A 26085-nucleotide genomic window follows, 5' to 3' on the forward strand; every position below is an offset into this window, starting at 1 on the left:
CTGTTGTTCTTTCTTCTTCCGTCACGCTAATTCCTCCTCAAATTAGTTTTTTGTGCTTTCATCTTTTTCATCCTTATGGGGATAAAAAATTTCTACTTGCAAAGTGTTTTCATCATCTGTGGAAATTTTTCCATTATTGACATGAAAAATTTTGGGTTCTTTTATCAACTGCTGGGCAATATCGTTTAGGCCCGGGGTGGTTAAAAAAGTTTGGACCTTATCTTGAATTGTCTTTAACAGGTGGGTTTGGCGTTGGCCATCCAATTCCGACAAAACATCATCTAGTAATAAAACCGGGTATTCCCCCGTTTGTTCGTGCATCAGTTCAATCTCTGCCAACTTGACTGACAAAGCTGTTGTCCGTTGCTGACCTTGGGAGCCGTATGTTTGCACGTTATTGTCATTAAGATAAAAACTAAGGTCGTCCCGATGGGGACCGGCTAAGCTCGTTCCCTGTGAGAGCTCTTTTTGGCGTAACTGCTGAAACTTAGCCAACAGGTTAGTTGCCAAATCATTTTCGGTTTGAGTGCCTAGGTCCTTTAAATTCGTTTTGTACCTGAGGGTCAACTGTTCTTTGCCCTGGGTAATCTGGGCGTGTAAGTCCTTAGCGTAAGTTTCTAAACGTTTTAGATAGATTAAGCGTTTAGCGATGACCTTGCCACCCAAGTTAGCTAATTGCTCCGTTAAAATATCTAGGTAAACCAAATCATTAGCCTGTTTTAATTGCAGGGCCTTTAAATATTTATTGCGTTGGCGTAAAACTTGTTTATACTGACTTAAATCATGGAGATAAAGGGGGTCTATTTGACTAAATTCCATATCAATAAACCGCCGTCGCTCCTGGGGCGCCCCCTTAACCAAGGCCAGGTCTTCAGGCGCAAACAAGATTACATTTAATTGGCCAATGTATTCGGAAAGCTTGGGCCGTTCTAAGTGGTTGACCTTAGCAATCTTACCTTTTTTGCTTAAAATTAACTCTAGCTTTAAGTCCCCTAATCTCCGGTTAATCGTCCCCTCAAGCCGGGCCGCCTCTTGTTTAAAGCGAATTAGCTCCTTATCCTTACTAGTCCGGTGGCTTTTAGCCATTGCCAAGACAAAGATGGCTTCTAGCAGGTTGGTTTTTCCTTGCGCATTTTTCCCAATCAAGACATTAACAGCTGGGGAAAAGTCTAGCTTTTGCTTTTGATAATTCCGAAAATCAGTGAGTATAATTTGTTTTAAATACATTTTAAGCCTTCATTATGTAGGTCCCAAAATCGGCAATTTCCACTAAATCATCGGGATAGAGTTTCTTTCCCCGCCGATTTTCAGGTTGACCATTTACCAAAATTTTTCCAGCATATTCTTGCAAGAAAAACTTAGCTTGGCCACCAGATGAAATAATATCGGCAATTTTCAATAACTGACCTAAAGTAATATATGGTGTTTTCAATTTGATTTCTGTTTGCAATTGGTGAACCTCACTTTGATAGTTTTACCTTCTAATTATACCCTTTTTAGCGGCTAAAAACAATTTTAGCGCCAATATTTTGCGTTTTTAGCGTTTTTTTACCTTGGTAATGGTTAGGTACTGGTCTTAACTTTAACGCGTCAAAAAAAGCTCTGGAAACTATTGCTAGTCTCCAGAGCTTTTTGCTTATGGTTAGTTGGCTGTTCTCATTGGGGTGATTAATTGGACGAAATCTCCCTCTGATTCAGTTGGCACCAAAGTAAATGGACGGAGGGCCATTGTAAATGAAAGAGTCGTTTGCGTCTGACCAAAGGACCGTAGCGCTTCTTTCATATAATCTGGGTTAAACGAAATTTCTAGGCTGTTTCCATTCAAATTGGTAAATTCAAGTGCTTCTTCCACCATCCCGACTTCTGGAGAATTACTTGAAATCATTACCGTTTGTTTATCCACATCAATACTTAACTTAACGACGTTACTTCGACCTGCATGAGATAGTAAGGAGGCCCGGTCAATTGCCTTTAATAATTCTGAGGCGTTAAATTCAACCTGGGTTTCTGATGTAGCCGGAATTAAGCGCTCTGTATCAGGATAGTTTCCTTCTAGTAAGCGGGAATAGAAGGAAGTATGCCCTAAGATAAAGAGAATTTGATTTTCAGCAATTTGAATTTCGATTTCTTCGCTAGAATCAGTCAACATTTTGGCTAATTCATCCAGTGATTTACCCGGCACAATAATGTTGTAGTTGGCATCCTTAGCTGAGTCTAATTGAATCTTCCGTTGACTTAGACGGTGAGAATCGGTTGCGACTGCTAGTAGTGTGCCATCTTGAATAATGAGGTGAACCCCCATTAACATTGGCCGGCTTTCTTGCTTGGAAACTGCCATTACCGTTTGGTTAATAACTTGTTTTAAGATATCGCTTGGAATTTGCAAGCTTTGGGTAGCACCAACTTCTGGTAAGTGGGGAAAACTATCTGGATCGACCCCATTAATGGAAAATTCTGTTGAACCAGAAGTAATCTTGGTGATAAAGCGGTTAGGATCAGTTTCAATTGTAATTGTGTCTGCTGGTAACTTTTTAACAATTTCACTGAAGAATCTGGCTGGCAATGCAACTGAGCCTTCTTCAAAGATTTGTAAGTTAGCATCTTCATCAGCAATTGAAATAATTGTTTCGATAGAAATATCAGCGTTACTCCCTGTCAAAGTTAAGCCATCTGAAAATAAATCTAATTTGATATTACGTAAAATTTCTAGGGTAACTTTTGAGGAAATAGCACGTTGAACATCAGTTAGATATTTGATAAATGCAGTTCGTTGGACAGAAAATTTCATAGTTATCCTCCTGTTTATTATTATATATATTATATAAAATTAGTAGTAGTATTAGGGCTTGTGGATACTGTTAAAAAGTCCGCCTATCATTGGTAAATCAAGGATATCGCCCTGTGGATAGCTTGTGGATAAGTTTTGAGTTTGTCCACACTAATTCACAGTTTCAACATCAAGCCGCTTTTTAAGGGTGGCGACTTCTTCTTGAAGTTTGTCATCGTTTAGGATGGCTTCGGCGATTTTGTCACAAGCATGTAAAACGGTGGTGTGGTCTTTGCCACCAAAAGCCTTCCCAATTTTAGGGAGGGAGGCATCCGTTAATTCTCTAGCAAGATACATTGCCACCTGGCGGGGGACCACAATGCGCTTAACCCGCTTTTTACCCACGATTTCAGCCACAGTTACATTATAGAATTTAGCAACCGCAGTTTGGATGGAATGGATATCCAAAATCCGTTTAGCAGGCATATCCGTTAGGTTTTGTAATGCTTCATCCGCTAAATCGATGGTAATCGGCGCCTTTTTCATCTGAGCATAGGCCTTGACCCTAGTTAAGCCCCCTTCAAGTTCGCGGACGTTAGTTTCAAAGCGCCCGGCGATAAACTTTAAGACGTCATTAGGGATAGTTAGGCTTTCAGACGTTGCCTTTGTTTCGAGGATGGCAATTCTAGTCTCGTAATCTGGGGGGGTAATTTCAACAGGTAAGCCCCACTTAAAGCGCGAAATTAGGCGGTCGCCCAAATTTTCAATCATATTTGGCAGCCGGTCTGACGAGAGGACGATTTGTTTCTTATCGTCATACAAGTCATTAAAGGTGTGGAAAAATTCGTCAATCGTTCCTGGCTTCTTAGCGAAGAATTGGACATCATCTACTAATAAGAGGTCAACGTTGCGGTAAGCGCGTCTGAATTCTTCTTGCTGCTTATTTTTAATCGAGTTGACGAAGTCATTAGTGAAGGTTTCACTAGAGACGTATTTGACCTTAGCGTTTGGCTGGTTTTTAAGAAGTTGGTTACCAATGGCGTGCATTAAGTGCGTTTTACCAAGGCCTACACCCCCATAAAAGTAAAGTGGGTTGTAAAGGGTACCCAGTTCTTCTGAAACAGCTAACGCAGCTGCATGAGCCATTTGGTTACCATCGCCGACAACAAAGGATTCAAACGTATAAGCCTTATTTAAAGGTGAATTACGTAATAGTCCTGTGGTTTCAGCTTCTGGTTGAGGTGCTTTCTTTTCAACTACAGGTGCAACGCTGGCTAAAGGATTTTTTTCTCCAGGAATCAAGATTAAAACAACAATTTCTGTTTGAAAGTTATCATTAACTAGCTGATTAACTTTAGTAATTAAGCGTTGTTTCCAGTAATCACGATGGAAATCGGAAGGGACTTGGATGACAAGGGTGTTGTCAGTAAATTGCAACGGTTCAGCCGTTTTAATCCAAGTGTCATAGGAAACAAGTGACAAGGTCTCATGGAAATTATCACAGATAAATTGCCACAGTGCATCGAGATTCGGCACAGGGAAGACCTCCTTTCAAAAAAATAACTGCAAAAATAGTTTAGCACAGAAAAAGAAACTTTTCCACAGCTTGTGTAAAAATCAGAAAAAGAAATTAACAACCTGTGCATAAAAGTTATCCACAAGGGTGTTAATTGTGTTGACGACTTGTTAAGTTTTTGACTTATCACCAATTAATCTGTGGATGTAAAAACAAGTATTGATAAAGGATACGTAAATTTTCCACAAATAGCAACCACATGTGGATAAGTCTTTGGGGAATAAGTTTTTTCCTGGGGATATAGTTGTGAATCTGGAACAAATTTTTGCTTAAGAAATACACAGCTATTTTTCTTTTTTGGGGATAATTTAAGCAAAATGGTGGATAAGTTGTGGACTGACAAAGGGCTAAAAAGATAGGCGGATGGTAAAAAAATTCTTTGAATTTTGGATGCGATATGTTATCATTAGCAAGTAAGTCAACTTGACAGGCAATTTTTTTTTTAGTAAAATGTCAAGTATCATTGTAAATATGAATTACATATTGGAGGAGGTGTTATTCACCATGAAGAGAACTTACCAACCTAAGAAACGCCACCGTCAACGTGTGCATGGTTTCCGTAAACGTATGAGTACAAGCAACGGTCGTAATGTGTTAGCACGTAGACGCCGTAAGGGTAGAAAAGTATTGTCTGCATAGGCCACTGGACCGTCAGTGGTCTTTTTTTCTATGTGCAGACCCTAATTTGGGAGATGTACGATGAGAAAATCATACCGCGTTAAAAAAGAGGCGGAATTCCAACGGGTTTTTACCCAGGGGAAATCGTGTGCTAACCGTCAGTTTGTTGTTTATATGATTGAAAAACCAGAGCAAATCCATTTTCGGGTGGGAATTTCCGTCGGCAAGAAGATTGGCAATGCTGTGGCTAGAAACTGGGTTAAGCGCCGGATTCGTCAAAGTTTAACTGAATTAAAACCACAATTAAAACAAGATTGCGACTTTATCGTGATTGCCCGTCCTGGGGTAGCGTGGATGGAGATGGCTGAAGTAAAAGACCACTTGATTCATGTTTTACGCCTAGCCAACGTTTTAGTTGACGAAGACAAATAGGAGAGGGGAAAAGCAGTGAAGAAAAAGAAGCCAGTATTAGCATCTTTGGCAGCTTTATCTTTAATCTTGGTTCTAACAGGTTGCAGTAGCCAAACTGCTCCCATTACTGAACATAGTACCGGTTTTTGGGATCATTACATAATTTGGAACTTTGTTAGAGCAATCGAAGGATTGAGTAGCTTTTTAGGTCACAATTATGGTTGGGGTATCGTTGTCTTTACGGTAATCGTCAGAATTATCATCTTACCATTGATGGTTTACCAAATGAAGAGTATGCGTAAGACAAGTGAACTCCAACCTAAATTAAAGGCCTTGCAAGCTAAGTATCCAGGTAAAGACCCTGAGTCTTTAAAGATGATGCGAGAAGAGCAACAACGTCTATACGCTGAAGCTGGAGTTAATCCAGTAGCGGGATGTTTACCATTGTTAATTCAAATGCCGATTTTGATTGCCTTGTATCAAGCAATCTTTAGGTCGGAAACTTTGAAGGCAGGCCATTTTCTGTGGATGGAATTGGGAGATAAAGACCCATACTACATCTTACCGATTTTAGCCGCCGTCTTTACTTATGCAACTTCAAAGCTCAGTATGATGTCACAGCCAGAACAAAATGCAATGACAAGTGCGATGACTTATGGGATGCCAATCATGATTTTCATCATGGCCTTAAACTTCCCCGCTGCTTTGTCCTTGTACTGGGTGATTACCAACGCCTTTTCTGTTGGGCAAACGCTGTTAATCAACAATCCATTTAAGATTAACAAAGAGCGTAAAGAAAAGGAGCAAGCTGAAAAGCAACAAGCTAGAAAGCTCGCTAAGGCCAAGAGAAAAGCACTGAAGAGTAGAAAAAAATAAGCATTAAAAAAGTCCCGTAGGAATTTTCCTACGGGACTTTTTTTAAATTAAATGATAGCTTTGATCGAGTAGTTGGAAGGAGTCGGTAGGTAAACCAACAACCTTTACGCCCCGATCAATGGTAACAAATACCGCCCCGAGTAATTCAGGACTGTTTAAGCTTGCTAAATCAACGTTTTTGCCTGCAAAAAAGAGGCGGGTTGTTTCGATTTCAGCTTGAACGGAACTAGTGGTAAAAACAGTTACCCCTGCAAGGTCGGTTTGATAAGGATAACCAGTCTGAGGGTCAAGGATATGGTGGTAACTTTTACCTGCGACCTCTAGGTGGCGTTCGTAAATTCCGCTAGTAACAGCTGAACACGGGCCCATTTTTACAAGGCCAATAGAGTGGCCCCGCTTTGAAAAGGGGTCTTGGATACCAATCCGCCATAACTTATCGGAGCGTAAGGGGGAGTCACCTACCATTAAAAGATTGCCGCCGAGGTTGATAATTCCGGCGTTAATGCCCCGACTAGCCCAAAGGTCGGCAATGCGGTCGGCAATATAGCCCTTGGCGATTGCACCTAAGTCCAGTTCCATGCCGGCTTGGGTTAAGAAAATAGACAGGTCGCTATCGTTTAAGCGGATATTTGCAGGGTTAATTTGGGCTAACTTAGCTTGAATAGCTTCAGGTTTGGGAACGGCGGCGTCGGTAAAACCAATTTTCCACAGCTTAACTAAGGGCCCAATCGCAGCGTTGAAACCAAAGTTTTGCTTGCTCATAGCGACGGCTAATTTAGTGAGCTTATACACAGTTGTGGATACCTGGACAGGGTGGTGGCCGGCAGCGTGGTTAACAGCCATTACTTCAGAATTGGTTCGGTTAACTGTTAATAAGTCCTCATAGTGCATGATTAAGGTGAAGGCATCGTCTAAATCGGCTTCGATGGCGGTGCCAAAAGCAGTGAGGACAATCCGTGTTCCAAGGGCCTTGTAGGTCTTATCTAAGCGGCGGGCGGCCAGGTTGGGGATAAAAGTAGGGTGGGTATCAGTCCATAAAGCGGTCATAAAAAGAACTCCTTACTAAAAAAAAATAATCGGTAACCTAAGCTTAACAGCCTGAGGTTAATTTTTCCACAGATGAATCTAGGGATTGTGGAAAAATAAAGAGGGTTTTATAATTAAATTGTACTAAGACAATTTTTAATTATGATAAATAAAGCTTGTGTGGAGTGATTTTATGGTCAAGAGTGATTTTGATTTTGTATCAATACAGTTAAAACCAGAAAAAGACCTGCCTTTGTATGTGCAGCTATACCAGCAACTGGCCGACTTAATTCGGGCGGGCAAGATTGTTGAAAATTACCGCTTACCCGCGATTAGAAAGCTAGCCCAAAGTTTGGAGGTTAATCCCGGTACGGTGGTTAACGCCTATAAAGAACTAGAAAAGAACGGTTTTATCTACAGTAAATTAGGCAGTGGCAGCTATGTTGCCAAGCAAGAACAGCCAAGCGAGAGTTTTAATTTACCCTTTGGGGTCACTGAAGTTGACGATAATCAGGCTGATTATCTAGATTTAACTACAGTCAGTCTGAGTCCAGACTTAGTTTCAGTCAAGGATTTTCAAACGGCAATCGATCAAGTCTTGAAAACGGCGGGAAGTTACGCTTTTTCTGCCCAGGAAAGCCAGGGCTACTATCCGTTAAGGCAAGCATTATGTAGTGAGTTAGCTAAGAGTTCAATTTACACTGCCCCCCAAAATGTCCAAATTATTTCAGGGGCTCAACAAGGAATCGATATCATTGCGCGGACCTTGCTAAAGCATGGGGACACAGTTTTGGTGGAAAATCCGACTTATCCGGGGGCGTTAGCAGCTTTTCGGGCCTGTGGCGCTAAAATTATCGACGTAAAAATGACTGCTGATGGGATGGATATGGAGGAAGCGGAAACCAAAATCCGCCTCTATCGCCCTAAATTAATCTATACAATGCCTAATGTTCAAAACCCAACGGGGATTACCTATTCTAAAGCAAAAAAACGTAAACTTTTAGGATTAGCAAGGCATTACGGGGCTTATATTTTAGAGGATGATTCATTAAGTGGCCTGTACTATCAAAGCGAAAATACTAAGCCCATCAAGATCTACGACCAAGATGAGCGGGTAATCTATATTTTGAGCTTGTCTAAATTATTTATGCCTGGGTTACGATTAGGCTATTTATTGGTTCCCACTGAATTGCTAGCCCGCGTTCGGACGATTAAGCACTTAGCGGATATTGCCACTTCAGGCTTAATTCAGCGCGTTTACGATTATTATCTGCGTAATGGCTTATGGAGTAAACACTTAACAAGTTTAAAGAAAAGTTATCAACAGCGGTTTGAATATTGTCAACAGCTTTTAGAAAAGCAGCTAGGAAAACAAGTTAGTTACCAACTTCCGCAGGGGGGCTTAACCTTTTGGCTAAAGTTACCTGCTAAGGTTAGTGCTAAAATGGTGGCTCAAAAAGCTAAAAAACAAGGTGTGTTAGTAACGCCTGGACAGGTTTTTTACGCGCGTCAAGCTGATGATAGCCACCTAAGAATCAGTTTTGCCGGCGTAGATGAGCAGCAAGCCAAGGAAGCATTGACCATTTTAGGTCAGATTATCAAAGCAGAATAATAACAGCCCCTTTCTTAACTACTAAGAACAGGGGCCGTTTGCATATTAATCTTAGTATTCTAGGGGAACAAACTTAAAGTTGTTAACGTCGACTAGGCCCATATCGGTAATTTTGAGTTCGGGAATCACGGATAAGGGCATGAAACTTAAGGTCATGACGGGGTTAATCTTAGTTGGAATTTGAAGTTGGCTGTGGGCGAAGGCGTCAATCTTATCTTGGATTGCAACGGTTTCTTCGCCACTTAGGTTACTCATCAAGCCGGCAATTGGCAGTGGCATTACCGGACCAATTTTTCCTTGGTGAACTAAAACCACCCCACCGCCTAAGCGTTCAAGTTCTTTGACAGCAAGAGTCATGTCGGCATCACTGGTTCCAGTGACAATCACATTGTGGGAATCATGACCGATTGAGAGGGCAATCGCGCCGTTTTTGATGCCGTATCCTTTGAGCAGACCACAAAAGACGTTACCAGTATTATGGTGACGTTCAATCACGGCGACTTTGGTCAGATCTTGGTTAGGGTTGTAAGCAAAGTCGCCGCTATCAGTGAGGTCAACCGTAACCTTAGCTTCCTTAGTCAAGACTTCACCAGCGATGACTTCAATTGCCCGGACGTGGGGGCTTTTTAACTTGAGCTTTAATTTCTCAGCGCTAAAGTCTTTGATGTGGATAGAGGATTTCACACTATCAGTAGGATAGGTAGTAACTTCACCCAAGTAGTGTCCGTTTTCGGCGACTAGCTCACCCTTAACGTAAGTTTGTTTAACGACCAGTTTTTCGAGGGAGTCAAAAACGACTAGGTCGGCTCGTAAACCAGGAGCGAGTGCCCCACGGTCGCTAAGTTGGCAAGCTTCGGCGGCGTTGATGGTTGCCATCTGAATAGCTGTTAGGGGATCAAGTCCTTCTTCTATGCAGATATTAATACTGTGGTCGAGGTGGCCAGTTTTAAGAACGGTTTTAGCTTGCATGTCGTCAGCCGAAAGGACACAGCGCCGGGAATTGGCCGGGGTGACGCCTTTTATCAAGGTGCGGAGGTCGTGAGCAACCGAGCCTTCGCGCAAGAAAACATACATCCCCAAGGCTAAGCGTTCCTCCATCTCTGCGACGGTAGAACATTCATGATCATTATCAATCCCAGCGGCAACGTAGGCGTTGAGGTCTTTTCCGGTTACCAAAGGAGCGTGGCCGTCGATGCGGCGGTGAAATTTTTTAGCGGTTAAGAGCTTAGCTAGGCTAGCTTCCTTAGCAGCAATTACATCGGGATAGGACATGAATTCTGCTAACCCATCAACTTGGTCTGCTGCTAGTGGTTGTTTCATGTCGTTGGCGGTGATGGTGGCGCCAGCGTTTTCCATTTCGCTAGCAGGGACACAAGATGGCATCATGTAGTGAAAATCGAGTTTGGCAAGCTTAGAGGCAGCCAGCATATAGTTAAGGCCGGTTAAGCCCGCCACGTTAACAATTTCGTGTGGGTCTGGAAAGGCGGTGGTGGTACCCCGGACTAAAAATAAGCGGCTGAATTCTTCTGGGGAGATGTAGGCCGATTCGATGTGGATGTGTGGTTCGATAAAGCCAGGTGCAAGGTAAGCGCCAGCCAAATCGACTTCCTTAAGCCCTTGGTAGGTCTGGCCTAGCCCGGCAATGAGCCCATCAACGATGGCCAAATCCCCCTTAGTTACCCGGGCCTGGTAAATATCAATTAAGCGGGCATTTTTTAAAACCAAGTCAGCGGGTAAGCGTCCGGCTGCAACGTCAATTAACTTTTTTAAATGTTTTTTATCCATGAGTAGCTCCCTCTTGTTATTTTTCTAATAAAAGGCTGAAAAAATAAATATTTTTTCCATTGTAGCGCTAGAAAATTAATGATTCAAGTTAAAAAAGTATTAAATGTTAGTTTTAAACCGAACGTTATTTTTAGGCTAAGAGTGGTGTTAAAATAAAGATAACTATTAAGGATGCGAGGATTAAGGAATGGCAAAAGCGTTGATAATTGCGGAAAAGAAGTCCCTAGCGGATGTGTACCGGCAAGCAATTAAGCAAGCCGGCGGCAAGTTACCCTATGAGTATGATGTTTTGCAGTTTCAAGGAAACGTGGTGGAATTACTGGAGCCAGAAGACATCAAGCCAGAATGGAAGACCTGGAAGTTAGCGGACTTGCCAATGCTCCCCCAAAAATTTCAGTACACCCCGATTAAACCTAAAGCAAGTGATGATCCTAAAACGGCGGCCTATAAGCGGCGGGGGATAGCCTATTTTAAGGAAGCCAAGCAGAAATTACTTAGTGGTGAGTATGAGTTAGTTGTCAACGGTTGTGACCCTGACCGGGAAGGGCAATCAATTTTTGATAAGTTTATGCTGTTGATGCCAGCCAAAATTCAGCGCCTGCCCCAGTTACGTTTATGGGTAGGGGATATGCAGGTGGAGACCTCCTTAAAGTATTTGCAGCAGCCGTTAAACAATAAGGATCCAGAGTATGTGAACTTTGGTTACGAAGCAATGGGCCGGGGAATTATGGACTGGTTATTTGGGCTTAATGCTTCTAGGGCCTTTAGTCTAGTTCAAAATAGTGGCCAGGCGATCCACCTCGGCCGGGGGATGACGGCGATTTTAGCGCTGGTAGTCAAGCGGCAAGCGGAAATCGAAAACTTTGTCAGTCAACCCTATTGGACGGTTCAAGCTAAGCTCAAGACTCCGGAATTGTTAGAAGCTAATCAAGTCACTTATCCAGAGGTAAAGTTAGTCAACCATTTTGAAAGGCAGGCGGCAGAGGCGGTACGTGAGGCAATTTCAGGGCAAGCGGCCCAATTAATAAGCAGTAAGCAAAGCCCGGTGCGCTTTAGGCGCGCCCCTAAGTACTTCAATACCTCTGATATTATTGCCTACCTCAGTTCAGCTACTTATCACCTTAGCGGGGCAAGTATTACCAAGGCCTTGCAACATTTGTATGAACTAAAAATTACAACTTATCCCCGGACTTCTGGGCGGGAGATGACTCCTAGCCGGGCGGAAAATTTAGCCGCCATTATAGCGGTAGCCCAAAGTATTCCGAGCTTAAACGAAAAATTACGCAGGTTAGAGGTTAGCCCGCAGATGTTAGCCAAGCTAAAAGCCAATCGTTATTACGTAAAGCCTCTTAGTAAAAAGACGGGACATGACTGCTTGACTTTTACTGGTAAAAAATTCAACTACGCTAGCTTAAATGCGGTTGAGCAAAAGGTAGTGGCTGCGATTGCCTTTCGCTTGCTGTTATCGTTATTGCCTAGTGAAGAACACCTCGATAAGGAGTTAATTTTTAAGGCAGCTACTTATTATTTCCAAGCTAAAGCAACCGTGTTGGTCAATCCCGGCTGGACGGCCTATGTACCTAAATTCAAGGGCAATTATAGCGACTTACCCCAACTGGTGGTCAACCAAGCTTACCCGCTAGCTCAAGTGGAAATCTTAGACCATAAAACGCAAGCGCCTAAAGCTTATACAACGGCGAGCTTAATTAAAACGATGGAAAATATTGGCCGCCTGTATGATGATCCGGCCTTAAAAGCGGCCATCAAGGATCACGGGATTGGGACGGACGCTACCCGTCAGCTATTGATTGATAAAAATGAAAAGCTGGGTTACTGGTCAATTGATAAGAAGAGTCGGCTTATCCAGCCAACCAAATTGGGGAGCCAAATCATCCAAGCTTTAGGCGCTAACCCCTTAACTCAAGTCCAGCTAACCGCGTTGTGGGAAGAAAAGCTAGCTCAGGTAGCGGCTGGGCAGTTATCATTGGGGCAGTTTGTTGACCTGGCAAAGGAAGCAACGATTGAGATTGTGGCACAGATTAAGGCGACGCCAGGTGCGTTAGGGCCTAATCTGGCCGCAAAGCTCGCCAGCCCGTGTCCTTTAGATGGTGGGGACTTGGTGGCCCAAGGCCAAGTCTTTATCTGCAGTAACCATGACACGGGCTGTCCCTTCATTGTTTACCGTAATTTATTAGGGGCTAAGCTAACGGCGGCCGATTTAGAAGCAATTTTGACTAAGGGTAAGTCGAATCTAAAAGAGCTTTATAGCTCCAAAACCCACAAACATTTTCAAGGGTACTTCGTGTGGAATCAAGAAAAAGGCAAGGTGGAATTGGCAATCCAGCAAGCCAAGCCTAAATTAATGGGAACCTGTTCCCTGGATGGGGGGAAGGTCTATTCGCTAGCCGGCGGTAAGTTATATGCCTGTGAACACCACCAAAGCCAAAAAAATGCTCAGGGTCAGTGGGAAAGTAGTGGCTGTCCGTATTATTTTAGCGGGCGGATGTATGGCAAGAAGTTAACCCAAGCAGTTGCCAAGCAGATTATTGAAACCGGCAGTAGCCCAGTTTTGACCTTTACCAGTAAGAAGCGCAAAAAATTTACGGCCATTTTGAAATGGAATCAAGCTGAGGCTAAACTCAAGCTGGAATTTGCTGAGGCAAGCAGCAAGGCAATCGGAGTGTGTCCTTTGGATGGGGGGCAAGTCTCGCTACATGGTAAAGCCTACCTCTGTGAAAATCACCGGGCCAAAAGGTTGGCAGGTGGTAGTTGGCAGACAACCGGCTGTCCGCTAGTGATTCCGCAGACTTTTGCCAAACAAAAGTTAAGTCTAAAGATAATCAAGCAGCTCCTAAAATATAAGCGGACGGACTTGCTGACTTTTACAGGGCAAAATCAGCGTGCTTACCAGGCGCGACTGGTCTGGGATGAACAAGCAGCACGGGTTAAATTTGAATTTTAAGTGGGAAGTGAAAGCAGATGAAGGTTTTAATTGCAGCAGATTCATTTAAGGGCAGTGCTAGTTCTAAACAGGTGGCGGCTTATTTAGCCGCTGGGCTTAGGGAGGCACAAGCAGACGTTGATGTAAGTCAAGTTCCTATTGCGGATGGGGGTGAAGGGACGGTTGAAAGCCTAGTCAGTGCCTGTGGCGGTAAAATTTATCGAACTGAAGTCGTGGGGCCGTTAGGTGAGTCAGTCGACGCTAACTGGGCGATGCTTAGCCATAACCAGGCGGTAATAGAGCTAGCTCAAGCTGCAGGCCTGCCCCTGGTTAAGGGTAAATTACACCCACTAGCAGCGACGACTTATGGGGTGGGCCAGTTGTTAGCCCAAGCAATCAAGCACGGAGCCAAGCGAATATACTTAGGACTTGGTGGCAGTGCTAGCACGGACGGAGGGGTTGGCTTAGCCCAGGCCTTAGGCGGTCATTTTTTAGATGCGAAGGGCGCTGAGGTAAAACTAGGTGGTGGCCACCTCAAGGAAATTTGTCAAGTAGACTTAACCGCCCTGGATAAGAAGTTGGCCGGCATTGAAATTATTGGCTTAGCAGATGTAACCAACCCCTTAACGGGGCCTTTGGGGGCGGCAGCAGTTTTTGGACCACAAAAGGGGGCCAGCGCAGCTGAGGTGCAATTTTTAGACGCAAGTTTAGCACACTTAGCCCAGGTAGTCGCTAAAGTGCGGGCTGGCTCTTATCAAGTAAGCCCAGGAGCTGGGGCGGCTGGGGGCACGGGCTATGGTTTACTAGCTTTTTTAGGCGGCCGGCTGCGACCAGGGATTGAAACCATCATGGAACTAATTGGCTTGGAAAAAAAGCTAGTTGACCAGGATTTAGTAATTACAGGTGAAGGAAGGTTAGATGGCCAATCGCTTAATGGCAAGGCACCGCTAGGAATAGCTAAGTTAGCTAAGAAGCAGGGCCTGCCGGTAATCGCGGTAACAGGTGGAGTTGGGGCCGAGATTGAATCTGTCTACAAGGCAGGAATTGATTTGGTCTTGTCTTCAACCACCAGGCCAATGCCGGTTGAAGAGGCAATCAAACAGGCACCAAGCCTAATTAAAGCAGCTGGCTACACTGCCTTAAAAGCATACTTACTGGGAAGGTAAGGAAAGATGGTGTAGAGATGATAATGGATAAATTAAATATGATGATAAATTACAGTGATGAATCTAGCACTAAATATAATATTAGTAAATTTATTAAAAATAATATTAATGAGATTCCTAATATGACAATTACACAATTAGCCGCCCTTTGTTATACTTCAAAAGGGCAAATTTCAAAATATGTTCAATCGCTGGGCTATGAAACAATGCAAGATTTTAAATTAGATTGTATCGAATATATTGAAAGTATTCCTAGAAACAATAAAGCTAGTTACTCAATAACGAAGAATATTAAAGCACAATATGAGTCGTTTACTAATGATATTATTTATTCATTACAGTATACTTTGAAAGCTATAGATACGAAATTATTAAAAAAATTAATAGAGGATCTTCATTATAGTAACAGGGTTTTTATTTATGCACACGGACATGCAAGAACACTGTGTACCTATATCCAAAATGAATTGTCAGTAAAATTAAAAGAGGTTATTATTTGTGATGTTGATTTTATGAAAAGTTATCATTTTGAAGAGATGGACTTATTATTACTGATTAGTGTTGATGGTAATACGTTTTATTTTGAACGGGATATTGTTCATAGTATTTTAGAAAAAAATGTCAATACCTGGTTAATTAGCTGTAACCAGCAATTAAAATTCCCTAAAAATTTCTTGTATGTTCCCACTCCTAATAAGCAATATAGTGACTATATTTTAAGACATGTTATAGATTATATCCTCCGTTATTGAAGTTAAAAGTTTCCATTTTGGAAACTTTTTTTATTAGGACATTTTTTTCGGTATGATTTAAACGGAGGTGAATAAGATGACAAAAAAAGCTATTTCGAGTGAAGCCTTATATCTTATCGGACTTGCTAGCTTATCGTTTGCAGTCAATATTATGGAGCAAGCAGATTTTGGGATGTCTATGATTGTAAGTCCAGCTTTCATTTTAAGTAAGAGTGTTAGCTTTTTGACTTATGGTCAAGCAGAATATATTGTTGCTAGCTTAATTTTTATCTTATTTTGCATAATCATGAAAAAATTTAAAGTTGCTTATCTAAGCTCGTTTATAACCGGTGCTTTATATGCAACCATGGCGGATGTTTGGAAGGTAATTTTACCAGTCTATCCAGTGACATCACAATACGTTTTTTTTATAAGAATTACTTACTTCTGTATAGGTTTGATTTTGTCAGCGTTGGCAATCGCAATGTTTTATAAGACCTACTTCTATCCACAAATTTATGATTTTTTTGTAAAGCAAGTTGCTACGAAGTACAATATCAGTTTACAAACATTTAAAACAGGATTTGACTGTACTTTTTTAATTTTTTCAGTTCTTTTTTCTCTGTTAGTATTTCATAAACTAGTAGGTGTAGGTATAGGAACCGTTATTATGGCAATATGCAATGGGACGCTAATCAATTATTTTAAGAATCAACTAGATAAATACTTCGTCTGTGTTTCAAGGCTAAATAGATTAGCTAAGTATTTAGAAAATGAAGGGGGAATATAAGATGGCATTTAAGAAAGACTTTTTATGGGGTGGAGCAACAGCCGCTAACCAATGTGAGGGCGGTAGTAATGAAGGAAAAAGAGGATTGGCTAACGTTGACTTAATGCCTTTAGGCAAAGAGCGATATTTAGTAGGAACCGGGAAGAAGAAAATGTATGAGTTTAATGAAAATTATTTTTATCCTGCCTTGACTGCAGTTGACTTTTATCATCACTATAAAGAAGATATTGCATTATTTGCTGAAATGGGATTTAAAACTTTTCGTCTTTCAATAGCTTGGACTAGAATCTTCCCGAATGGTGATGAACAGACACCAAATGAAGAGGGGTTAAAATTTTATGAAGATGTATTTAAAGAATGCCATAAATATGGGATAGAGCCCTTGGTTACACTTAATCATTTTGATTGTCCTATGCATTTGGTTAAGACGATAGGTGGTTGGAGAAGTCGAGAGATGATTACCCATTTTTTAAAGCTTTGTAAAGTTTTATTCAATAGATACAAAGGTTTAGTTAAATATTGGTTGACATTTAACGAAATTAATATGATTCTACACTTCCCGTTTGTTGCAGCGGGTATTTACTTTGAAGAAAATGAGAATAATACCCAAGCAACTATTACCGCAGTTCATCATCAACTGGTTGCTAGTGCATTGGTAACTAAAATGGCACATGAAATTAATCAGGAAAATCAAATCGGGTGTATGGTTGCAGCAGGTTCCTATTATCCAGAAACCTGTAAACCTGAAGATTATTGGAAAGCAATTTGTGATAATAGGGAAGTCTATATGTTTACTGACGTTCAAGCAAGGGGATATTATCCTAACTATGCTATTAAATGGATTGAAAAAAGAAATGCAATCATTCCGTTTGCAAAAGAAGATAAAGAAATTTTGAAAAATAATACAGTAGATTTTGTGAGTTTTTCATATTATTCATCCAGAGTAAGCAGTAGTGATGAAGATAAAGGAAACCAGTCTGAAAGTAATATTTTCTCTTCCGCAATAAATCCGTATCTCAAAACTAGCCAATGGGGCTGGGCAATCGATCCTTTAGGATTTAGAAGTACAATAAATGAATTATATGACCGTTATCAAAAACCATTATTTGTGGTTGAAAATGGATTAGGCGCAAAAGATACTGTAGCGGAAGATGGTAGTATTCACGATGAGTATCGGATTGAATATTTAAGGGAGCATATCCGATCAATGAAGGCTGCAGTAGAAGAAGATGGTGTAGAAATTATGGGCTATACAACGTGGGGATGTATCGATTTAATTTCAAACGGAACAGGTGAAGTGGCTAAAAGATACGGCTTTATTTATGTTGATAGAGATAATCTTGGTAACGGGTCTTATCAAAGAAAGAAAAAAGATTCATTTTATTGATATAGAAACGTTATTGCAAGTAATGGAGAAGTATTATAGAAAAATATACATGTATTGTGGTGATAAAAAGTAAGGGTGTGGAAAAGACTTTATTTTGCAAAATGTTAGCGTAACCAAGGAAGATGGCTTATAATTTTTATGAATGGATAAAAATGTACGAATAGGAAGATTACTATGGTAAAACTAACTCAAAGGCAAGAGAAGTTGTTAACCGCACTGGCTGAAAGCGGTGTGGGCTTATCGCTTAAGGATTTAGAGGGTTTGATGAAAGTTAGTCGGCGCACTATTTACCGCGAGTTTGCGGATTTGAAGTTGTATTTACAAAGTCAGGGAGTCGCAATTACAAATGAAAATGGTCTTTACCGGTTAACGGGTCAAGTGGCCAAGCTCGATGGGGTTTTTGAAGATGAGGTAGCTAAGCAAGAGTTGACTACGGCTAAGCGGGAAAGTATCTTGGCCTGTCAACTGTTACTAGCAGGCCAGGCAACAAAAATTATTAGCCTTGCCTTAAGTTTGAAAGTTAGCGAGGGGACGATTCAGCGCGATTTAACTAAGCTGGAGCGGTCATTGAGCCAGTATGACTTACACGTGATTAAGCAAAAGGGGGTGGGCGTTTATATTGAGGGAAATGAAGCTAAGCGGCGCCAAGTGTTGACAGGAATTTTGCTCAATGAATTAAACGAATACTATTTTTTACGTTACGTTCAAAAAGGCGAAGAGATAGCTCAGTTTAAGCAACTTTTTTTGGATGCCATTAACCCCCAGATTTTCCGCCAGGTTTACCAAGGGTTAAGTCAAACTATTTTACCGGTGGTTGAACTTAATTCCGACCGGCAAATGATACAGTTAATCTTAATTGCAACCATTAGTATCAAGCGAGCTCAATTGGGAAAACACCCACATGCAAGTAAAACTAAGGATAATCTCAGATACCTAGCCAAAGTTTATGAGTTTTTTGCGACGCTAGATGGTAGTTTGCGGGCCAAGTTAACTACCGATGAGGCCTTATTTATCGCAAGTCAAATCCACCTCCGCGACTATTCGGAACAGCAATTTGATTTGAATGAAGATCAAGAGTGGCCGTTGACTCTAAAGGTTCGGCAGTTTGTCTTGGACGTGTCCAAGGACTTCGGCTGGAATTTCCAGCGTAACCCGGACTTCTTCAAACGCCTGACCCGGCACATTTTAAATTTAGAAAAAAATAGTCATGACCGCTTGCCCAACGTTCAAATTGAAACCCTCCAGACGCTAACGACTAAGTACCAAGGGCTTTACAACAGCATTATGAAGTGCTGGCCACAAAATTTCGAGTTGCGGTTAGTAATCCCAGAATACCAGTTAATCTTGCTTTACTTTGCTAACGAGTATACCAATAGACGCTATCTGCAAGATTTAGCGGCTTTAATCGTGTGTGAAAATGGGATTGGAACGGCTAATATTTTGGCTAGCCGCTTAAAAAAAGAACTGCCAGAAATTAAGCGGGTTAGCATCACCCACCTAGCTGTCTTAGGTCAAGTGGATTTGCAACAGTATGATTTGATTTTGTCGACCCTAGAGTTACCAGGCTTTCCCCGGGAGTATCAACTAGTCAGTCCTTTACTTTTAAATGATGAAGTTAAGCGGCTAAAAGATTACCTGGCTAACTACCACCAGCCAGACTATGGCCAGGTCAAGACGAGCTTAGTCAAGCATAAAAATGCCTTGAAAAAGTTAAGCCAAATGAAGGCCTACCTTGATTTGAGTTTAAAATTGATTACACAAACGCAGGTCCATAAGGTAGCCAACCAAGGCAGTGACTTGGGCGCATCGGTTGAAGAAACGCTAGCTCATATCCCGGGTGAAATCATTAATGATAAAGAGAAAGTGACGTTAGCCTTGCTACGGCGGATTAATCTTGCACCCATTGGGATTCCCGACACTAATTTGGCCCTACTTCACACCAGTGATACCGGGGTAAATCAGTGTTACTTTGGTATCTATGAGTTGGCCCACCCGATTAAGATGTTAGGGATGGATCGTGAGGAGATGCAGGTTTCGCGCTATACCTTGATGGTGGCTCCTAAAGAAGTGACGGATTTAGAACAAAAGGTACTAGGTATCATTAGCAGCAGTATCGTGATGAATAGCGAGAACACGAATGTTTTTGAAACCGGGACGAGTGAAGCGGTTCAAGAATTGCTAGCTAACCAGTTGTTAAACGAAATTCCTAAGGAAAAATAAACTATACCATTTTTAGTTGACAAGCAAAAACTAAAAGGTTATATTATGTATGTTTATTGGTTTTGTGACCTAAATAATCTTGAAAATATTGTCTATACCAATTTTTGAAATTAAATTATGAAAACGGAAGGTTGATTTTATATGTGTGGAATTGTCGGTGTTACTGGTAACCCTAATGCAGTTGAAATTCTCTTAAACGGCTTGGAACAACTTGAATATCGGGGCTACGATTCAGCTGGAATTTACGTTAACGACCAAAAGGGTGACGACTACCTGGTAAAAGAAAAGGGGCGGATTGCTGACCTACGGGCAGAAGTTTCAGCTGACGTTCACGGTTCAACTGGGATTGGCCACACTCGCTGGGCAACTCACGGGGTGCCAAGCAAGGAAAATGCGCACCCACACGTTTCAAACGACAAGCGCTTCTACTTAGTACACAATGGGGTGATTGGTAACTTCACCGAATTGAAGGAAACTTACCTTCAAGATGTAACTTTAGTTAGTGAAACTGATACTGAAGTTATTGTGCAATTAGTAGCTAAGTTTGCCCGGGAAGGTTTAAGCACTAAGGAAGCCTTCAAGAAAGTATTAGGCTTAGTAGATGAAAGCTCATCTTATGCCTTCTTGCTCTTAGACCGAGAAGATCCAGATACTTTATACGTTGCTAAGAACAAGAGTCCCCTCTTAATCGGGGTTGGCGATGGCTTTAACGTAGTCTGCAGTGATGCCTTGGCAATGTTAAAGGAAACCCATGACTTTATCGAATTAGTCGATGGTGAAATTGTCATCTTGAAGCCAACCTCCATCACAATTGAAGACCCAGCTGGTCAAGTCGTTGACAGAAAGCCATTCCACGTTGACACTGACCCAGCCCAAGCTCAAAAGGGCGCTTACCCATTCTACATGTTAAAGGAAATCGACGAACAACCAGGGGTAATGCGGAACTTAATCAAGGAATACATTGCCGAAGACGGTTCAATCAAGATTGACACTGACTTATTGAAGGCCATGGCTGACTCAGACCGGATTTACATTGTGGCAGCCGGGACTAGTTACCATGCAGGGTTAGTCGGCAAAGAATTATTTGAAAAGCTAATTCAAGTGCCAACCGAAGTTCACGTGGCCTCCGAATTTGCCTATAACCCGCCACTACTTTCAGCTAAGCCATTCTTCATCTTCCTTAGCCAAAGTGGGGAAACAGCCGACAGCCGCCAAGTCTTGACGCAAGTTAACCAAGCTGGCTACCCAAGCTTAACTATTACCAACGTAATGAACTCCACCCTTTCACGGGAAGCAACTTACACCTTGCTCTTGTATGCAGGGCCAGAAATTGCGGTTGCCTCTACTAAAGCGTACACTGGTCAAATTGCGCTAGAAGCAATCTTGGCTAAGGCTTTAGGAGTTTACAAGCAAATCGCAACCATCAAAGACTTTGACGTGGCAGCCGAATTAACCAAGGCAGCTAACGGGATGCAAGAATTAGTTGATGAAAAGGGTAAGATTGAAAAGATTGCCGCTGACATGTTAAAGGATACTAGAAACGCCTTCTACATCGGCCGGACAATGGATTACGCCATCGTTCAGGAAGCAGCCTTGAAGCTTAAAGAAGTTTCCTACATTCAAACAGAAGGGTTTGCCTCCGGGGAATTGAAGCACGGTACGATTGCCTTGATTCAAGAAAACACTCCCGTGGTTGCAATCATCACTGACAAGAAGACTGCCAACCACACGAGAAGTAACGCCCAAGAAGTTAAGGCCCGGGGGGCTAACGTCTTATACATCGTTAGTCGCGACTTGGCAACACCAACTGATCAAATCGTCTTGCCAGAAATTACCCCACTCTTATCAGCCTTAGTGGCCATCGTCCCAACCCAATTACTTGCCTACTATGCAAGTATTCAACGGGGTTATGACGTAGATAAGCCAAGAAACTTAGCTAAGAGTGTGACAGTTGAATAATTAAATCCTAAAAAAGATGCACCCAGCATATCAGCCGGGTGCATCTTTTTTAGTGGTTATGATTCTGTAAGCGCGGTTAGTCGGTTCAGACTATAGAATTTATACTAACTTGGTGATAATTACTCCAATAAAAAGCAGGATGAGTCCACAAATCTTTTGGAAGTGAACTGGCTTAGGTTGACTTTCTAGCAGGCCGAAGTGTTCGATGAGGGCGCTGGCGCTTAGCTGACCAAAGAGGGCAAAGATAACAATTTGACTGGTACCAATTTTAGTTACTAAAAAGGCGGAACCGAAAACATAGAGGGCGCCAAAGAAACCGCCCAGCCAGATCCACCAGTAACGGGGGCCTTGTTCAAAGGTGGCTTTGACTGAAGTAAAGCTATGTCGCTTAAAGAGGCAGACTAGCCATAAGATGATGGCGCCAGAAGCAAAGGAATAACTAGCCGCAACCAGCGAGGAGTGTTGAATTTGACCTAAGTGGCCATTAATGGCAATCTGGCAAGCACCTAACATTCCAGCCAAGATTCCAGCAAGCTGCCAAGCTAGTAGGCCTTTGACGTGGCCGGGCCGTTGGTTTGAGCTGTTTTTTTCAACTACTGTCAGTAAGACCCCGGCTAAGACTAACAGTAATCCCAGTAGTTTAATCCAAGTTAATTTAGTTTGGACGGAAGCAAATAGTCCGTATTGATCAATAATTAAGCTGGCAAAGATTTGGCCAAAGATGGGCAGGACCGCAGTTTGGACACTGCCTAACTTAGGAAAGAGCAAAATATTAGTAGTCAGTGCAATTGTACCTAGCAATCCACCTAGCCAAGCCCAAAAGGGACCACTAATGCTTAGGTGTAACCCCTCTTTAATGGCCGTTAGTGATAGTAAGAATAAGGTCCCAACTGTAAAGGAAATGGCAGAAGCAATGTAAGGTGAGCCTATAAAGGCCCGGAGTCGGGAGTTAATAGCGGTTTGGGTACCTAATAGTAAGCCCATCCCAATTGGAAGCAAGATTAGTAAAGACATAAGTTTTCCCCCTAAAAATTAGTTCTGCTTTATTATTCCACTTGGAGTGTGGTCCAAGTCAAGTGCTTTGCTTGCAGATTAACGGTTATGACGGAAAAATAACCGTTTAGGAAATATTTATCTCTATTTTTTAAAATTATGATAAGATGAAAGGGTATTAAAATTTTAGAATAGGGGTAGAAATCTCACATGAAAAAAAAGAAGTTTATTATCATTGGTGTATTAGCGGTGGTAGTGTTAGCCGTTTTAGGGGGAATCTGGTCGTTGACCCATTCTAAGGAAGAAAAAAAGACCAGCCACTATGAGACGATGGTGGCTCAAAAGGCCTTGCCCCTTACTATGAGTGGCAATGTCAGCCCTAAAGAGGTGCGGTCTTTCATGGTGACTAAGAAGAACTTAGCCCAAATGGAAGTCAAGGATGGTCAAAAGGTAACTAACGGCCAGGTTTTATATACAACTTATAATCAAGCTAACGCGAGTGAACTGGATGAATTGAAGGTCACTTTGGCTAAGTACCAACGGGCTAAGACTACGGCTAACCAGAAGTTGCAAGACGCTCGGAATACTTTAAACAAAATGCAAAGTAGCGATGAAGGTTATAGTGAAGCTAAGGATGCAGTTGCAAGTGCGAATGATGAAGTGGCAGATGCAACTGATAGTATTAACGCTACGCAAAGAAAGATTGACCAAGTGTCCCAAGAAGTTTCGCCCAACTCAGTGGCACCATTTGACGGGGATGTAGCGGTTAAATACGATGATAACGGCAACGCCAAGGTTACCGTCAGTTCTAGTGCCCTCCAAATGGTAACAACCGTGTCTGAATATGACTACGCTAAGGTTAAAGCTGGGGATAGTGTAACTGTTAGTGCGGTTGCAACCGGCAAGAAACAAGAGGCAACGATCACTTTAGTTGACGCTCACCCAGCCACTACTAATGCCACAAACGGCTCTAAGTATAAGGTCTACGCTGACTTAGATGCCAAAAACTTTATTGACGGCCAAACAATTAAGGCCAAGGTAGCTCAAGCAGGGATTATTATCGCTAAGAGCTGTGTCCGCCAAGGCAAGGTTTATGTGGTCGAAGACGGAAAGGTAACCAGCCAAGCAATTACGGGCAAAGAAGTAGATGGCCAATATATTGTGACAGCTGGGCTGACAGCAGGCCAAAAGGTAGTTTCCAATCCAGATGGTGATTTAAAGGAAGGGGAGCAGTTACCTTAATGATTTCGCTAAAAAAGATTAACAAGTACTATCAACAAGGAGACGGCCGGGTTCATATTCTCCACGACATTAGTTTTGATGTTAACGAAGGGGAATTTGTGGGAATTATGGGCCAATCTGGTTCTGGTAAATCGACTTTAATCAATATTATTGGCTTTTTAGATCGTGAATATGAAGGAACTTACTCATTTAAGGGGGACGATGTCAGTTACCTAAATAACAAGCGCTTTACCAGTTTACGTAATCAAAACGTAGGCTTTGTCTTCCAAAACTTCAAGTTGATTCAAAACCTAACCGTGGCTGAAAATGTGGCCCTGCCCTTGATGTATGCTGGGGTTAAGAAAAAAGAAATTGACCAACGAGTTAGCCAGGTCTTAGAGCGGGTTGGCCTTGGTGGCTATGAGAAATACCTACCTTTAAGACTATCCGGGGGGCAACAGCAACGGGTGTCGATTGCGCGGGCCATCATTGGTAAACCAACTTTCTTAATTGCCGATGAACCAACCGGGGCCTTGGATAGCCATACCTCGGCAGAAATTATGGCTTTATTCAAGCAATTAAATAAAGAAAATAAGACGACCATTATCATCGTGACCCACGATCCCAAGGTGGGCCAGCAAGTCGATCGGCTGCTGACAATCCTTGATGGTAAGTTGATTTCAGATACGGGGGTGGCCTAAGTGACCTATTTAGACTTGATAAAGGTTTCCTACCGGTCGCTGATTGCCAATAAACGGCGGAGTGCCTTGACAATGATTGGAATTGTCATTGGGATTGCAGCGGTAATCACTATCATTGCCCTGGGAAATGGGGTCAGAAATAAAATGATTTCTGAGTTTAAAACCAGCAGTAGTGGGGAACAGAAGACAGAAATTAGCTTTTTTAATGCCGAAAAAAATTCGATGCAGGGCTTTACCCAAGCAGACTTGGCTAATATTAAGCAAGCCTTTTCCCGGGAAATATCTAATGCCGATTTCAAACTAGAAACAGAAAATGTGGCTACGAGTGGCATTCAGATGGGTAACGCGGTTGTGAGTGGCAGTGTCAGCCTCCTAACTTCGCCACTGCCAAGCGATATGATGAAAGCGGGCAAGAATTTTACTAACAGCCAACTAAAGTTAGGGCAAAGGGTGATTTTAGTAAGTGAAGGCTATGCTAAAAAAGTGTATAAGCACAAGCAAAACGCCTTAGGAACGGTAGTTATTATTGGAGATAAGTCCTATCAAATCCAAGGACTCTTTAAACCCCAAGGCTATTATAAGTACGGGGCTAGCTTTATGCTTCCTAAGCAGGCCTACCTGCAAGGACGTAAAGCCGACCGGGGCAGTACCTTACAATTAACAATCCGCAATGGCCAGGATGCTAATAAGGTCAGTGAGCGGGTAGTTAAGTACCTCAAGAAAAATGGTCAGCTGAGAAAGGAAGGGGTTTACCAATATTACAACGAAGGGGTAATCCTTAAATCAATTTCTAAGACCATGAACATGATTACCTACTTTGTGTCGGCGATTGCCGGGATTTCCTTATTCATTGCCGGAATTGGGGTAATGAATATGATGTACATCTCTGTTTCTGAACGAACCCAAGAAATTGGGATTCGTCTAGCGGTAGGGGCAACCCAGACTAACATCATGTGGCAATTTTTGATGGAAGCAATTATGTTAACCGTCGGTGGGGGCTTGATAGGTTTTGCGCTCGGTTGGGGCCTGTCAACCCTCATCTCAGTCTTCTTACCATACGGTATTCATGCAGTCGTAACGGTAACAGATTTTCTCCTAGCATTTAGTGTCTCAACCATAGTTGGAGTTATCTTCGGGATTCTACCAGCTAGTCAAGCTTCTAAGCGAAACTTGATTGACATTTTACGTTAAAATAGTTTGTTAAAGCAGGACCAAGTTGAATTTTCAGCTTGGTCTTTTTGACATTTGCAAATTAAATTAGTTAGCTTTCTGTCACAAGTTTATGTCATGTGACAGAAAGTTTAA

General features: G+C 42.1%; 21 protein-coding genes. 14 read left to right on the forward strand and 7 right to left on the reverse strand.

The annotated features are described in order from the left end of the window. Positions 1-42: 42 nt before the first annotated feature. The 4 genes from recF to dnaA all read right to left on the reverse strand — a co-directional run bounded on the left by recF (position 43) and on the right by dnaA (position 4303). Positions 43-1227 carry a DNA replication/repair protein RecF gene (gene recF / locus FC14_RS00240; protein WP_056975568.1) on the reverse strand — a complete coding sequence of 395 codons (1185 nt, stop codon included), beginning with the start codon at positions 1225-1227 and terminating at the stop codon, positions 43-45. Position 1228: 1 nt separating this feature from the next. Beyond that, on the reverse strand, positions 1229-1450 hold the full coding sequence (yaaA, locus tag FC14_RS00245; RefSeq protein ID WP_056975570.1) for a S4 domain-containing protein YaaA: 222 nt from the start codon (positions 1448-1450) through the stop codon (positions 1229-1231). Positions 1451-1642: 192 nt separating this feature from the next. Further along, positions 1643-2788 carry a DNA polymerase III subunit beta gene (gene dnaN / locus FC14_RS00250; protein WP_056975572.1) on the reverse strand — a complete coding sequence of 382 codons (1146 nt, stop codon included), beginning with the start codon at positions 2786-2788 and terminating at the stop codon, positions 1643-1645. A 150-nt stretch (positions 2789-2938) separates the two neighbouring features. Then, positions 2939-4303 (reverse strand): chromosomal replication initiator protein DnaA, encoded by a 1365-nt coding sequence (gene dnaA, locus FC14_RS00255; RefSeq protein WP_056975576.1) that lies wholly within the window; start codon positions 4301-4303, stop codon positions 2939-2941. 544 nt (positions 4304-4847) lie between these two features. Here dnaA and rpmH point away from each other — a divergent pair. The 3 genes from rpmH to FC14_RS00265 are packed head-to-tail and all read left to right on the forward strand — an operon-like array spanning position 4848 to position 6248. Then, positions 4848-4982, forward strand: coding sequence for a 50S ribosomal protein L34 (gene rpmH / locus FC14_RS10325; protein WP_003701411.1), 135 nt, complete (start codon positions 4848-4850; stop codon positions 4980-4982). Between the two features lie 60 nt (positions 4983-5042). After that, positions 5043-5393 carry a ribonuclease P protein component gene (rnpA, locus tag FC14_RS00260; RefSeq protein WP_056975578.1) on the forward strand — a complete coding sequence of 117 codons (351 nt, stop codon included), beginning with the start codon at positions 5043-5045 and terminating at the stop codon, positions 5391-5393. 15 nt (positions 5394-5408) lie between these two features. Beyond that, complete coding sequence (locus FC14_RS00265; protein ID WP_050611475.1) at positions 5409-6248, forward strand: YidC/Oxa1 family membrane protein insertase; 840 nt, start codon at positions 5409-5411, stop codon at positions 6246-6248. Positions 6249-6290: 42 nt separating this feature from the next. Here FC14_RS00265 and FC14_RS00270 read toward each other — a convergent pair whose 3' ends face one another. After that, a complete protein-coding gene (locus FC14_RS00270) occupies positions 6291-7295 on the reverse strand; it encodes an FAD:protein FMN transferase (RefSeq protein WP_056975580.1) in 1005 nt (334 codons plus the stop codon). A 172-nt stretch (positions 7296-7467) separates the two neighbouring features. Between FC14_RS00270 and pdxR the strand changes: the two genes are divergently transcribed. After that, on the forward strand, positions 7468-8886 hold the full coding sequence (gene pdxR / locus FC14_RS00275; protein ID WP_056975582.1) for a MocR-like pyridoxine biosynthesis transcription factor PdxR: 1419 nt from the start codon (positions 7468-7470) through the stop codon (positions 8884-8886). Between the two features lie 51 nt (positions 8887-8937). On the opposite strand, the gene ade is transcribed toward pdxR, so the two are convergent. Continuing rightward, entirely contained in the window at positions 8938-10671 is a 1734-nt protein-coding gene (gene ade, locus FC14_RS00280) for an adenine deaminase (RefSeq protein WP_056975584.1), read from the reverse strand. Between the two features lie 187 nt (positions 10672-10858). Here ade and FC14_RS00285 point away from each other — a divergent pair, with 187 nt between their 5' ends. From FC14_RS00285 to glmS, 7 genes are all read left to right on the forward strand, one after another. Beyond that, complete coding sequence (locus FC14_RS00285; protein WP_056975586.1) at positions 10859-13633, forward strand: type IA DNA topoisomerase; 2775 nt, start codon at positions 10859-10861, stop codon at positions 13631-13633. A gap of 17 nt (positions 13634-13650) precedes the next feature. Then, a complete protein-coding gene (locus FC14_RS00290) occupies positions 13651-14778 on the forward strand; it encodes a glycerate kinase (protein ID WP_056975588.1) in 1128 nt (375 codons plus the stop codon). Between the two features lie 17 nt (positions 14779-14795). Further along, positions 14796-15530, forward strand: a complete 735-nt coding sequence (locus FC14_RS00295; protein ID WP_056975590.1) for a MurR/RpiR family transcriptional regulator — start codon at positions 14796-14798, stop codon at positions 15528-15530. A gap of 76 nt (positions 15531-15606) precedes the next feature. After that, positions 15607-16299 (forward strand): DUF6198 family protein, encoded by a 693-nt coding sequence (locus FC14_RS00300; RefSeq protein ID WP_056975592.1) that lies wholly within the window; start codon positions 15607-15609, stop codon positions 16297-16299. A gap of 1 nt (position 16300) precedes the next feature. Then, complete coding sequence (locus FC14_RS00305; protein ID WP_056975594.1) at positions 16301-17686, forward strand: 6-phospho-beta-glucosidase; 1386 nt, start codon at positions 16301-16303, stop codon at positions 17684-17686. A 174-nt stretch (positions 17687-17860) separates the two neighbouring features. Then, the gene (locus FC14_RS00310) at positions 17861-19906 is read left to right on the forward strand and encodes a BglG family transcription antiterminator (RefSeq protein WP_056975596.1); all 2046 of its coding nucleotides are present in this window, start codon (positions 17861-17863) and stop codon (positions 19904-19906) included. A 141-nt stretch (positions 19907-20047) separates the two neighbouring features. Then, positions 20048-21865, forward strand: coding sequence for a glutamine--fructose-6-phosphate transaminase (isomerizing) (gene glmS / locus FC14_RS00315; RefSeq protein ID WP_056975598.1), 1818 nt, complete (start codon positions 20048-20050; stop codon positions 21863-21865). A 99-nt stretch (positions 21866-21964) separates the two neighbouring features. Here glmS and FC14_RS00320 read toward each other — a convergent pair whose 3' ends face one another. Then, a complete protein-coding gene (locus FC14_RS00320) occupies positions 21965-22879 on the reverse strand; it encodes a DMT family transporter (RefSeq protein WP_056975600.1) in 915 nt (304 codons plus the stop codon). A gap of 189 nt (positions 22880-23068) precedes the next feature. Here FC14_RS00320 and FC14_RS00325 point away from each other — a divergent pair, with 189 nt between their 5' ends. The 3 genes from FC14_RS00325 to FC14_RS00335 are packed head-to-tail and all read left to right on the forward strand — an operon-like array spanning position 23069 to position 25971. Further along, the gene (locus FC14_RS00325) at positions 23069-24100 is read left to right on the forward strand and encodes an efflux RND transporter periplasmic adaptor subunit (protein WP_056975602.1); all 1032 of its coding nucleotides are present in this window, start codon (positions 23069-23071) and stop codon (positions 24098-24100) included. After that, positions 24100-24780, forward strand: coding sequence for an ABC transporter ATP-binding protein (locus tag FC14_RS00330; RefSeq protein WP_056975604.1), 681 nt, complete (start codon positions 24100-24102; stop codon positions 24778-24780). The genes FC14_RS00325 and FC14_RS00330 overlap by 1 nt, the downstream gene beginning before the upstream one ends. After that, positions 24781-25971, forward strand: a complete 1191-nt coding sequence (locus FC14_RS00335) for an ABC transporter permease (protein WP_056975606.1) — start codon at positions 24781-24783, stop codon at positions 25969-25971. Positions 25972-26085 lie beyond the last annotated feature (114 nt).

It is taken from the genome of Ligilactobacillus agilis DSM 20509, assembly GCF_001436215.1.
GTDB lineage: Bacteria > Bacillota > Bacilli > Lactobacillales > Lactobacillaceae > Ligilactobacillus > Ligilactobacillus agilis.

Excerpts from the sequence above, each read along its gene's own strand:
- recF (WP_056975568.1), bottom strand. The coding sequence starts at position 1,227 with ATGTATTTAAAACAAATTATACTCACTGATTTTCGGAATTATCAAAAG.
- FC14_RS00270 (WP_056975580.1), bottom strand. The coding sequence starts at position 7,295 with ATGACCGCTTTATGGACTGATACCCACCCTACTTTTATCCCCAACCTG.
- dnaN (WP_056975572.1), bottom strand. The coding sequence starts at position 2,788 with ATGAAATTTTCTGTCCAACGAACTGCATTTATCAAATATCTAACTGAT.
- FC14_RS00295 (WP_056975590.1), top strand. The coding sequence starts at position 14,796 with ATGATAATGGATAAATTAAATATGATGATAAATTACAGTGATGAATCT.
- pdxR (WP_056975582.1), top strand. The coding sequence starts at position 7,468 with ATGGTCAAGAGTGATTTTGATTTTGTATCAATACAGTTAAAACCAGAA.
- FC14_RS00285 (WP_056975586.1), top strand. The coding sequence starts at position 10,859 with ATGGCAAAAGCGTTGATAATTGCGGAAAAGAAGTCCCTAGCGGATGTG.
- rnpA (WP_056975578.1), top strand. The coding sequence starts at position 5,043 with ATGAGAAAATCATACCGCGTTAAAAAAGAGGCGGAATTCCAACGGGTT.
- FC14_RS00320 (WP_056975600.1), bottom strand. The coding sequence starts at position 22,879 with ATGTCTTTACTAATCTTGCTTCCAATTGGGATGGGCTTACTATTAGGT.
- FC14_RS00310 (WP_056975596.1), top strand. The coding sequence starts at position 17,861 with ATGGTAAAACTAACTCAAAGGCAAGAGAAGTTGTTAACCGCACTGGCT.
- FC14_RS00325 (WP_056975602.1), top strand. The coding sequence starts at position 23,069 with ATGAAAAAAAAGAAGTTTATTATCATTGGTGTATTAGCGGTGGTAGTG.
- FC14_RS00300 (WP_056975592.1), top strand. The coding sequence starts at position 15,607 with ATGACAAAAAAAGCTATTTCGAGTGAAGCCTTATATCTTATCGGACTT.
- FC14_RS00305 (WP_056975594.1), top strand. The coding sequence starts at position 16,301 with ATGGCATTTAAGAAAGACTTTTTATGGGGTGGAGCAACAGCCGCTAAC.
- ade (WP_056975584.1), bottom strand. The coding sequence starts at position 10,671 with ATGGATAAAAAACATTTAAAAAAGTTAATTGACGTTGCAGCCGGACGC.
- rpmH (WP_003701411.1), top strand. The coding sequence starts at position 4,848 with ATGAAGAGAACTTACCAACCTAAGAAACGCCACCGTCAACGTGTGCAT.
- FC14_RS00330 (WP_056975604.1), top strand. The coding sequence starts at position 24,100 with ATGATTTCGCTAAAAAAGATTAACAAGTACTATCAACAAGGAGACGGC.
- FC14_RS00290 (WP_056975588.1), top strand. The coding sequence starts at position 13,651 with ATGAAGGTTTTAATTGCAGCAGATTCATTTAAGGGCAGTGCTAGTTCT.
- glmS (WP_056975598.1), top strand. The coding sequence starts at position 20,048 with ATGTGTGGAATTGTCGGTGTTACTGGTAACCCTAATGCAGTTGAAATT.